Source organism: Evtepia sp. (assembly GCF_034090835.1).
In the GTDB taxonomy this organism is placed as follows: Bacteria; Bacillota; Clostridia; order Oscillospirales; family Oscillospiraceae; genus Evtepia.
On sequence record NZ_JAXDRS010000037.1, the window covers coordinates 1 to 11,044 of the forward strand.

Below are 11,044 nucleotides of genomic sequence, written 5' to 3' on the forward strand. Positions count from 1 at the left end.
ACCCGTCCCTTGACCAGTTCCCCGGCTCTATGCTACACTTTTGGCATCGGCCCATAGGGCAATCCTTTCTTTTGCGAGGTCACTGGTATGAAACCACTGAAAAAAATTGGCATTCTTCTCCTCTCCCTTGTGATCCTCGGCTCTATCTCCCTGCTGCCCACCCAGGCTGCCCAAACCGTAGATGTCTCCATCAACGGCACCATGGTGGACTACAACGACCGCTTTGGCTATCCCTTCCTGGATAACGCCGGCAGGACCCAGGTCCCCTTCCGCATAACCTTGGAGACCTTCGGCTGCACGGTCACCTGGGACAACGACACCCGATCCGCCATCGCCCAGAAGGATGGCACCACCGTTCAGGTCCCCATCGGGCAGGCCTACCTGCTGGTGAACGGGCACAAGGTCATGACTGATACCACCGCCCTGCTCATTAACGAGCGAACCTACTTACCCATTCGCCCAGTGATGGAGGCCTTTGGGGCCAGCGTCACCTGGAGTGGCGCTGACCGCTGCGTGCTGATCTCCACCGGCTCCGCCCTCACCCGAGTCCACTTTATCGACGTGGGACAGGGCGACTCCATCCTCATCGACTGCGGCACCACTGAGGTGCTCATTGACGGGGGCGATAACCAGGCCGGCCCCACTGTGGTGTCCTATCTGGCCCCCTACATAGACGGAAAGCTGGATTATGTGATCGCCACCCATCCTGACGCCGACCATGTAGGCGGTCTGGACGATGTTCTGGAAGCCTACGCCGTGGGAGAAGTGATCGACAGCGGGTATCCCGCCTCTTCCGCCACCTATCGGGATTACCTGTCCGCTGCCAAAAGCGAACCCGGCTGCACCTTCTCCTACGATGAAGACCGGGTGATCCCTCTGGAGCCAGAAACCGTTCTGTCCATCCTGGAAACCGGCGACCACTGGAAGAACCCCAACGACAGCAGCATCGTCTGTGAACTCATCTGCGGCAATGTCTCGGTCCTCTTTGTGGGCGACCTCTCCCAAACCGTGGAGAAGGCCTCCCTTTCCCTGTTTGGCGATGTGGACGTTCTGAAGGTGGGCCACCATGGTTCGGCCACCTCTTCCTCCGCCCAGTTCCTCTCGGTGGTCCGGCCCGAATGCGCGGTCGCCTCTTACGCCCTCGGGAACCGATACGGCCACCCCTCCCGCCAGGCTCTGGAGCGGCTCTTTGCCGCCGGGACCGCCGTATACGGCACAGGAAAAAGCGGCTCCATCGTTCTGACCACCGACGGCCACTCCTGCAGCTTCAACACCAGCACTACCCTGAGCCTGGCCGACGCAGGCCGGTAACCCCCTTCTGCGTACTTCCCGTTTCCCCTGGGATCTGTAGAATTCCCCACCCGACCCCCGCTTATTTTGCAAGGTGCGCCCAGCGCACCTTGCTCTCTTTTTGTCGAACTTGTGCAAAAAGAGGAGAAACGGTTGATATTTTATTCCTACAGTTCTATAATAGGGCTGTCGAAGGCACTGACAACTTTTTCCATCTTTCCCCTGCAAATCAGAGGTGCTTTATGGACTATTCCTATCTTCTGGATCTGGCGCTGATCCTTCTGAGCACAAAAGTGCTGGGTCTCTTCTCCCAGCGCTTTCGGCTGCCCCAGGTGGTAGGTGCCCTGGTCGCCGGGCTTCTTTTGGGCCCCGCTGCCCTGGGTATCATCGAAGAATCTTACTTTATTCACACCACAGCCAGCCTGGGCGTCATCGTGCTGATGTTTACGTCCGGTATGGAAACTGACATCAATGAACTGAAAAACAGCGGCAAAGCCGCTTTCCTTATCGCCTTTGCCGGCGTTCTTCTGCCCCTTCTGGGTGGATTCGCCGTGGGTGCGTTCTTTAACAACCCCGACTTTCTGGTCAACAACACTCCCGGCCCGGAAGGCAGCCTCCTGCTGCAGAATATCTTCCTGGGCATCATCCTCACCGCCACCTCGGTGAGCATCACGGTAGAGACCCTGCGGGAACTGGGAAAACTCCGCTCCCGGGTGGGCAGCGCCATTCTGGGCGCCGCCATCATCGATGACGTGCTGGGCATCGTCGCCCTCACCATCGTGACCAGCTTCGCTGACAGCTCGGTCCACGTCTTCCAGGTCCTGGCCAAAATCATCCTCTTTTTCGTCTTCGCTGTGGTCGTTGGCCTGCTTTTCGCCAGGTTTTACCACTGGTGGACCTGCAAAACCGAAGAGAACCGAACCCAACACGCCATCATCGCCTTTGTTTTCTGCCTCCTCTTCGCCTATGCTGCGGAGGAGATCTTCGGCGTGGCAGACATCACCGGCGCCTTCGTGGCCGGGCTCATGCTCTCCAACACCACCACGGAAAAGCGCAGCGTATACCTGGCGGAAAAATTTCAGACCCTTTCCTTTCTCTACCTCTCCCCGGTGTTTTTTGCCAGCATCGGCATACAGGTGGAGCTGGGTACCATCAATTCCCACATCCTGCTCTTCGCTGTGATCCTTACCATCGTTGCCATCATCTCCAAGATGGCAGGCTGCGGTCTGGGCGCCAGACTCTGCCGGTACTCCAGAGAAGAGTCCCTCCAGATCGGGGTGGGCATGGTCTCCCGAGGAGAGGTTGTCCTGATCGTCGCCACCAAGGGCGCAGGCCTGGGCCTCATCACCAAAAAACTCTTGGGCCCTGTGGTGATTTTGGTGGTGGTTACCACCATCATCACGCCAATTCTCCTGAAGGCAGTGTTCCGCCCCAACGGCGGCCCTCCCGCCCCCCGCCACCCCCGCAAAGCAGATCCCCTTTCGATGTCCCCTGACAGTACATTTGACTGCCGCAGCACCTGAAGGGTCCCGCCGCTGCGGCAGTCTTTTCTCCTTTATCCTTCCTTTTTATTTCCTTTTTTGGAAATTATTAGATATCCCTCTGCACATGTTACCCAGGAAAGGAGCGAATCCATCATGTCAACCCCGCAAATTGTCTCCGTCATCATTTTCGCTGTCACCATGCTGGCCATTATGACCGAGCGCATTCACCGTACCGTAGCCGCCATCACCGGCGCCCTTCTGCTGGTTCTCACGGGGATCCTCTCGGTCGATTCCAGTATCTCCTATGTGGATCTCAATACCCTTGGGGTTCTGCTGGGTATGATGCTCTTCGTAGCCATCGTGAAAAACTCCGGCATCTTTGAGTACATCGCCATCAAAACCGCCAAGCTGGCCAAGGGCAGACCCTGGGCCATCATGGCTATGTTCATGATCATCACCGCCGTTCTCTCCGCCTTCCTGGATAACGTGACCACCGTTCTCCTGATCGGCCCCATGACCCTGGCCATCACCAACATGCTGAAGGTCAATCCCATCCCCTTCTTCATGACCCAGATCCTCTCCTCCAACATCGGCGGTACCGCCACCCTCATCGGTGACCCCCCCAACATCATGATCGGCAGCGCTGCCGGGCTCAGCTTCACCGACTTCGTGGCCAACACCGGCGTGGCTGTCCTCTTTGTCATGGCCGCCACCATCCTCTGCTTCTACTTTATCTACGGCCGCAAACTCCAGGTCACCCGGGAATCCATGGAGATCGTTATGAACCTGGACGAGAAGAAGGCCATCAAAAACAAACCCCTGCTCATCAAAAGCGTTATCATGATCTTCCTGGTGGTCCTGGGCTTTGTCTTCCACGCCCAGCTCCATCTGGAGTCTTGCGTCATCTCCCTTACCGCTGCTGCGATCATGCTCCTCATCGGCAAGCAGGACATTGAAGAGACCATCGCCAGCGTGGAGTGGACCACCATCCTCTTCTTCTCCGGGCTCTTCATCGTGGTGGGCGGCCTGCAGGAGACCGGCGTCATCCAGATCCTGGCCAACAAGCTCATGGAGGCCACCAACGGCCACATGGCCCTCACCATCGTCATCATCCTCTGGGTCTCGGCCATCATCTCCTCCTTCCTGGACAACATCCCCTTTGTGGCCACCCTCATCCCCCTGATCCTCTCCATGCAGAACAGCGGCATGAACGTGGAGCCCCTCTGGTGGGCGGTCTCCCTGGGCGCCTGCCTGGGCGGCAACGGCACCCTCATCGGCGCCTCGGCCAACGTGGTCCTCTCCGGCATCAGCACCCGCCACGGCCATCCCATCACCTTTGCCAGCTACTTTAAGGTGGGCTTCCCCCTCATGCTGGTCTCGGTGGCCATCAGCACCGTTTACCTCCTGCTTCGATTTGCATAAGCACTTCCCCTGTGATACCATAAAGTTGACACGAGGGAACCATCGTATCGTTCCCCCATCAGACCAGAAAGGAGGATCCCTTTTATGAGCTTTTCTACGTTCAGCGGAGATTTCATTGACACCACCCTCTATCAGTTAGGCGCCAGCAAAATCAAAGTGGTCGGCGGAAAACAGCATGTGGTGGACTTTGACTTCGGAGACGGGCCGTCTCTCACCTACATCTTCACCATCACCAACGAAAACCGGTTCTATCTTCAGCGGGCCCGCCCCTATCCCATGGTCCACGGGCGATTCGCCAGCGAAAAGGAAATCATCGCCTTCATCAAAAAGGACAGCCGCGCCTTTCTCAACGCAAGGAACAGCCGGAACTACCAGAACTTTGTGGAGACCGCACGGGATGTCCTCTCCCTCACCGAAGAGGTGGAACAACTTTTCATGAACCAGAACGTCAGCCAGGAGGACCTGTCCGCTCTCCACCAGGAATGTACCGCCCTTAAAGCCCTTATCCATCAGGTCGCCCAGCACTCCCCCGCCATCGAACACAAAAAGACCTGAGCCCCTATCGTCACCACGCAAAAGACGCTCCCGGACAAAACCGGGAGCGTCTTTTTGGAAAAAAGCAGGGAACCCGTCCCCCGGGACGGGTTCCCTGCTTTCGTTCGTTTCTTGCTTCTTCTTCCGGAGGGGCTCAGTGCATGGTCAAGATCAGCACCATACTTAAAATGAGCACCATCAGCGCAGCGGGGACCGTATACTTGCAGTACCGCTTCCAGCCAATGGGATGGCCCTCCCGCCCGGCAGCCAGCACACCGGCTACGTTGGCCGAGGCCCCGATGGGGGTGGCGATGCCGCCGATGTCGGTGCCCTTGGACACGCACCAGGTAACGGTGTGCAGGTCTATGCCCATGGAGGACAGAGAGAGCAGCACCGGCACCATGATGGTCGCCATGGGGATGTTATCGATAAACGCAGAGGCAATGGCCGTAAACCAGATCAAAACAATGACCATGACCGTGGGGTCGCCGCCGCTAATGTCATACAGACACTGGGCCAGACTGTCCAGGATGCCGGTCTGCTCCAGGCCGCTCACTGTCACGAACAGGCCCACAATGAACCCTATGGTTTCCCAGTCCACCCGCTTCAGCAAACTCACCGGGTACTTCGTGGTGAGCAGCGTCACAACGATCGCCAGCACGCCCACCGTCGGCATGGTCAAGCCGGTGTTCGTATGGGTGGCAATGAGGAAAAGGACCACCAGAAAGATGGTGACGCTCACCGTAAAGCGATTGTGATTGGGGATGGCATCCGCCGGGTCCAGATCCAGCAGCTCCGGGGATGTGGTTTGGATCCCGTCTCCCAGCTTCTTCCGGAAGCAGAAGTAAAAGTAAAGCAGGACCACAAGAAAGCCCCAAAAGCAGATGGTACCGTTGTTGCGGATAAAGTCCCAAAAGCTCAGGCCCAGCGAGGTGCCCAGGATAATGTTGGGGGGATCACCGCTCATGGTGGCCGCACCGCCCAGGTTCGCGGCAAAGATCTCCCCGATGATCAGAGGGACCGGGTCAAACTTCAAAAAGTGGGCCAGACGCACGGTGGCCACCACCAGGAAGAGGATCACCGTGATACTGTCCACGAACATGGACAGCAGCGCCGACAAGACCATAAAGCTCAGCATCAGCGGCATGGGACGAAACCGGAGGGCCTTGGCCAGGCGCAGGCAGATCCAGTCGAAAAAGCCTGCCTCACTCATCTCTTCCACCATGACCATCATGCCCAAAAGGAAAAGAATGGTGCTCCAATTGATCCCCACGTTGAATTCTGTCACCCCGCCATGGGCAAACCAAAACTGCGTATGGAACATGCTGTCGATACTCAGCGCCTTCCAAACCGCCTCGGGACTTCCCATCGACAGAAGAAAGACCACCACAAGCATCCCCCCGCTGGCCGCAAGGGTCACAAGATGCCTGGGGTACTTCCCCCAGAAGATGAAGACTAACATAAGCACAAAAATGGCGAGAGCCAGAATCTGGCTAAGCATAAAGTTCCTCCTGATTCCTTTTTTTCTGTATGATGCGGATCAATACCGCAGCAAAATCATGACCATGCTCAGGGCGATGACGATCCCTGCCGCAGGTGCAGAATACTTACAATAGCGTCCCCAGCTGATGGGGTGTCCCTCCCGGGCGGCAATGGCCGTTCCGGCCACGTTGGCCGAGGCCCCAATGGGGGTGGCGCTGCCGCCAATGTCGGTGCCCATGGACAGGGTCCAGGCCAGGGTGTTCAGGTCCACTCCCATGGTGGTGGACAGGGATGTGATCACCGGTACCATGGTGGCGGCAAAGGGAATGTTATCCACAAACGCCGAAGCGATGGCCGACAGCCAGATGATAATGATGACCATGAGGCTCAGCTTGCCTCCGGTGATGGCTGCGATGCCGTTGGCCATGGCCTCCAGAACGCCGGTCTGCTCCAGACCGCTCACCGTCACAAACAGGCCGATGAAAAACAGCACCGTCTGCCAGTCCACCCGCTTGAGCAGCCGGATCGGCGCCCGGTTGGTCGCCAGGGTCAAAATCGCCGCAATGACCCCCACCGTGGCCACCGTCAGGCCCGTCATGGCGTGGGTAGTGAGCAGCACAACGGCAAAGACGAAAATGAAAACACTGATGGCAAACTTGAGTTTGCTGCTGATCGCAGCCCGGGGGTCCAGACTCATCCCCTGCAGCCCCGCCTTGCCCACGCCGCCCTTCAGCTCCTTGCGGAAGCAGAAGTAGAAGTAGGGCACAATGATGAGCAGGCCTACCAGCACGATGATGCCGGTGTTCTGCAGAAAGTCCCAGAAGGTCAGGCCCAGCGCCGTCCCGATGATGATATTGGGGGGATCGCCGCTCATGGTGGCCGCGCCGCCCAGGTTCGCCGTGAAGATCTCCGCTATAATGAGCGGAATAGGGTCAAACTTCAGCAGGTGCGCCAGACGAACGCTGGCCACCGCCAAAAACAGGATCACCGTAATGCTGTCAATAAACATGGACAGCACCGCAGATAAAATCATAAAGCAGATGAGCAGCGGCACCGGCCGGTAATCCACCATCTTCGCCAGCCGCAGGCAGAGCCAGTCGAAAAAGCCTGCCTCGCTCATCCCTTCTACCATGATCATCATCCCGCTGATAAAGATGATCGTACTCCAGTTAATGCCCTCGTTCATCTCATTGACCACGGTATGTCCCGTGTACCAGAAGGTGAGTTCTCCCATGCTGTGGAAGCTCAGGGCCTCCATCACCGCAGGGACGCTCTGCATCGCCAGCAGAAAGACCACGACCAGGGTCACACCGCCCGCAATGAGGGCCACTGCGTAGCGGGGGATCCGCTCCCGGACGATCTCCACAAACATGGCAATGAAAATCACAACGGCTAAGATCTGACTAAGCATCGTTTACTCCTCCCACAGGGAGGGTCGGCCAGTGCGATCCTCCCCCTGTTGTTCAATGTATCGGTCCGGCATGGAAAATATGCCGCTTCGCCGGAACATTCCTGGGGTCCATGCAGGGTTCACTTCGGTTTCTGTCTGTTTCTTTTCTTCTCACCGGCTTCCTGTTATTTCCAAAAATATTTGGGCAGGAAAAAGGAGCAGGGCTCGCTGAGGGTCCTGCTCCCTCTGGAATGCGCTTGCGGGAGCAAAGCATTCGTTCCATTCCGTCTTATCCTTCCTCGTGGAGGAAGGCATCAAATTTACAAAGCTGGTCGCACACGCCGCAGCCCACGCACTGGGTGGGATCCACCACTGCCTTTTTCTCCTTCCAGGAGATGGCCGGACAGCCCAGCTTCATGCACTGGGTGCAGCTCTTGCACTTGTCCGGGTCCACCCGATAGGGGGGATGCTTCTTCACTGACTTCAGCAGCACGCAGGGCCGGCGGGTGATGATGACGGAGGGCTCCTCTGCGGCCAGCTCTTCCACCACCACTTTTTCCGTGGCCTTCAGGTCGTAGGGGTCCACCACCCGGACGCGGTTGATGCCCATGGCGCGGCAGAGGGTCTCCAGGTCGATCTTGCCGGCAGGATCCCCCCGGAGATTTTTGCCGGTGGTGGGGTTCTGCTGGTGGCCGGTCATACCGGTGGTGGAGTTATCCAGAATGATCACGGTGGAGTTACTCTGGTTATAGGCAATATTGGCAAGGCCGGTCATGCCGGAGTGCATAAAGGTAGAGTCGCCCAGAACGGCTACGGTCTTTCCTTCGCTCTGCTTCCCCAGGGCCTTGTTGAAGCCGTGGATAGAGCTCACAGAAGCGCCCATACATTCGCAGGTCTCAATGGCGTAGAGAGGCTCATATGCTGCCAGGGTATAGCAGCCAATGTCACCCAGAACGGTGACCTTATGCTTGGCCAGGGTGTAGAACAGGCCACGGTGGGGACATCCGGCGCACAGCACAGGGGGACGGGGCGGCACCCCTTCTCCCAGTTCCACCCAGGGACGGGTGGTGTCCTTCAGCCGCTGGGCCACCACGCCCTGGGCAAACTCCCCGATCATGGGCATCTTATCCTTGCCGGTGACCTCCAGGCCCAGGCCGCGGCAGAACTCCTCAATGACAGGGTCCAGCTCTTCCAGGACGATGAGACGGTCTACCTTCTTGGCAAAGTCCAGGATCTTCTGCCGGGGCAGAGGGTTGACCAGGCCCAGCTTCAAAATGGAAGCCTTTGGACCAAAGACCTCCCGGGCGTACTGATAGCAGGTGGAAGAGGTGATGATACCAAAGCTGGTATCCTCCCCCATCTCCTCCCGGTTCAGGTCGGTGGTCTCTGCATAGGCCTCCAGCTTCTTGGTCCGCTCTTCCACCACGGGATGGCGGTGCCGGGCGTTGCCGGGCACCATGACGTACTTGGCAATGTCCTTTTCATAGGGGCGGTCGGCCACCTCTTCCCGCTCTCCCATGGTCACGATGCTCTGGGAGTGGGAAATGCGGGTGCAGAGCTTCAGGAAGACCGGGGTGTCAAACTCCTCGGACAGCTGGAAGGCACGAATGGCAAAGTCCCGGGCCTCCTGAGAGTCCGCCGGCTCCAGCATGGGCAGCTTGGCGGACACGGCATAGTGCCGGGAGTCCTGCTCGTTCTGAGAGGAATGCATCCCGGGGTCGTCCGCCACGCAGATGACCATGCCGGCGTTAATGCCGGTGTAGGCAATGGTGAACAGCGGGTCTGCCGCCACGTTCACACCCACGTGCTTCATCACGCAGGCGCTGCGCTTGCCCGCCAGGGCTGCGCCGAAGGCCACTTCCATGGCGACCTTTTCGTTGGGCGCCCACTCGCAATAGATCTCTTCATAGTTTGCCGCCTGCTCCGTAATCTCCGTGCTGGGCGTGCCAGGATAACTGGAAATTACGCCGCAGCCGGCTTCATAAAGTCCACGGGCCACCGCCTCATTTCCAAGCATCAGTTTCTTCATGAAATAAACCCCCCTCTTGGGATAACTCTGCCTGACAGCGCAGGCAGCAGAATCAAATCTCCATTGTTTCTTATCATAACATTTCCTCCATAGTTCGTAAACCATTTTCCCTGGAAAATTCCACCGTTCTATCCTTTTTTCCACTTTTTTATTGAAAAAAAGGAGTCTCCTCTTTTTTTCTCTTTCGGTGTCGATTTTTGTCGAAACTTGCGGCAACATATTTTCCAGTTTTTGCTAATTTCGCCTTGTGTTTTCTGTCCTATTGTGGTAAATTATGGATGACCGGTTGAAATCCATTACATCATGTGAATATTCTGGGGAAGGCAGATGGATCCCGCTTTCCCGGAAGGGAGTTCTCACCCATGGAAACCAAGAAAACTGTCCTCATCGCAGACACCAGCGACGAGTTCCGCGCCATCCTCACCGAAGCCCTCCAGGCAGAAGAAGGCCTGGACGTTATCGCACAGACCAACGACGGACAGGAGGCCATCCAGCTGCCCCAGACCCTCACCCCCGATATCCTCATTATGGATCTGGTCCTCGGTCGTATGGACGGCTTTGATGTCCTGGACGCCATCCAGTCCCTGCCCGTCAGCACCCTCATCCTCTCCAGCTTCGCCAAAGGCTGCATGGCCGACCAGGTCGCCGCCAAGGGAGGCGACTACTATATAATGAAGCCCTGCCGGATCTCCTCCGTGGTGGAACGGGTCCGCCTGCTGGCCGCTCAGCACTGGCTGGAAGAGGGCGCCGATCCCACCGTTCCCGCCTCCGCCCGCCAGACCCTGGAAGCCAACGTCACTGCCATCATCCACGAGATCGGCGTCCCCGCCCATATTAAGGGCTACCAGTACCTCCGGGAGGCCATTATCATGACCGTGGAGGACATGGACGTCATCAACGCCGTCACCAAAGTTCTCTATCCCGAAGTGGCCAGAAAGTTTGGTACCACCGCCTCCCGGGTCGAGCGTGCCATCCGCCACGCCATCGAGGTCGCCTGGGACCGAGGAGACCTGGATACCCTACAAAAATACTTCGGTTTCACCGTCAGCAATTCCAAAGGCAAACCAACCAACTCCGAGTTCATCGCCATGATCGCCGACCGCCTGGTCCTCCAGCACCGCCAGGGATAACCCTCCCCTCTCTATAAAAAAGATATTGACTTTTCTCAGCCCATCTGCTATACTAATCGCCGTAAAACAAAGTAGGAAGGTTCCGCCTGCCTCACCTCCCGCAGGAAGCGAAGGGGTTTATACGGTGAATCAGCATCTCTGGCAGATGTTGCTTTTCCTATGTGCGGATACCTTTCTCAGGTATCCATTTTTTATGCTTATCTTTCAGAACTGGAGGTGCGTTCACTATCAGTAACACGGCTCATCAGATCAATGAGGAAATTCACGACAAGGAAGTACGCCT

8 protein-coding genes are annotated in these 11,044 nt (G+C 57.4%); 5 read left to right on the top strand and 3 right to left on the bottom strand.

Translation table 11 applies throughout. The features are described 5' to 3' along the window. Window positions 1-87: 87 nt before the first annotated feature. From SOR61_RS07355 to SOR61_RS07370, 4 genes are all read left to right on the top strand, one after another. On the top strand, window positions 88-1,311 hold the full coding sequence (locus tag SOR61_RS07355) for a stalk domain-containing protein (RefSeq protein ID WP_320612020.1): 1,224 nt from the start codon (window positions 88-90) through the stop codon (window positions 1,309-1,311). 221 nt (window positions 1,312-1,532) lie between these two features. Then, entirely contained in the window at window positions 1,533-2,813 is a 1,281-nt protein-coding gene (locus SOR61_RS07360) for a cation:proton antiporter (protein WP_320612021.1), read from the top strand. 114 nt (window positions 2,814-2,927) lie between these two features. Further along, window positions 2,928-4,196, top strand: a complete 1,269-nt coding sequence (locus SOR61_RS07365; protein ID WP_320612022.1) for an ArsB/NhaD family transporter — start codon at window positions 2,928-2,930, stop codon at window positions 4,194-4,196. An 84-nt stretch (window positions 4,197-4,280) separates the two neighbouring features. Continuing rightward, on the top strand, window positions 4,281-4,751 hold the full coding sequence (locus SOR61_RS07370) for a hypothetical protein (RefSeq protein WP_320612023.1): 471 nt from the start codon (window positions 4,281-4,283) through the stop codon (window positions 4,749-4,751). 133 nt (window positions 4,752-4,884) lie between these two features. Here SOR61_RS07370 and SOR61_RS07375 read toward each other — a convergent pair whose 3' ends face one another. From SOR61_RS07375 to iorA, 3 genes are all read right to left on the bottom strand, one after another. After that, a complete protein-coding gene (locus SOR61_RS07375) occupies window positions 4,885-6,231 on the bottom strand; it encodes an SLC13 family permease (RefSeq protein WP_320612024.1) in 1,347 nt (448 codons plus the stop codon). A 39-nt stretch (window positions 6,232-6,270) separates the two neighbouring features. Continuing rightward, window positions 6,271-7,623, bottom strand: coding sequence for an SLC13 family permease (locus SOR61_RS07380; RefSeq protein WP_320612025.1), 1,353 nt, complete (start codon window positions 7,621-7,623; stop codon window positions 6,271-6,273). Between the two features lie 268 nt (window positions 7,624-7,891). Continuing rightward, on the bottom strand, window positions 7,892-9,631 hold the full coding sequence (gene iorA, locus SOR61_RS07385) for an indolepyruvate ferredoxin oxidoreductase subunit alpha (protein WP_320612026.1): 1,740 nt from the start codon (window positions 9,629-9,631) through the stop codon (window positions 7,892-7,894). Window positions 9,632-9,993: 362 nt separating this feature from the next. Between iorA and spo0A the strand changes: the two genes are divergently transcribed. Further along, window positions 9,994-10,761 (top strand): sporulation transcription factor Spo0A, encoded by a 768-nt coding sequence (gene spo0A, locus SOR61_RS07390; RefSeq protein ID WP_320612027.1) that lies wholly within the window; start codon window positions 9,994-9,996, stop codon window positions 10,759-10,761. Window positions 10,762-11,044: the final 283 nt, after the last annotated feature.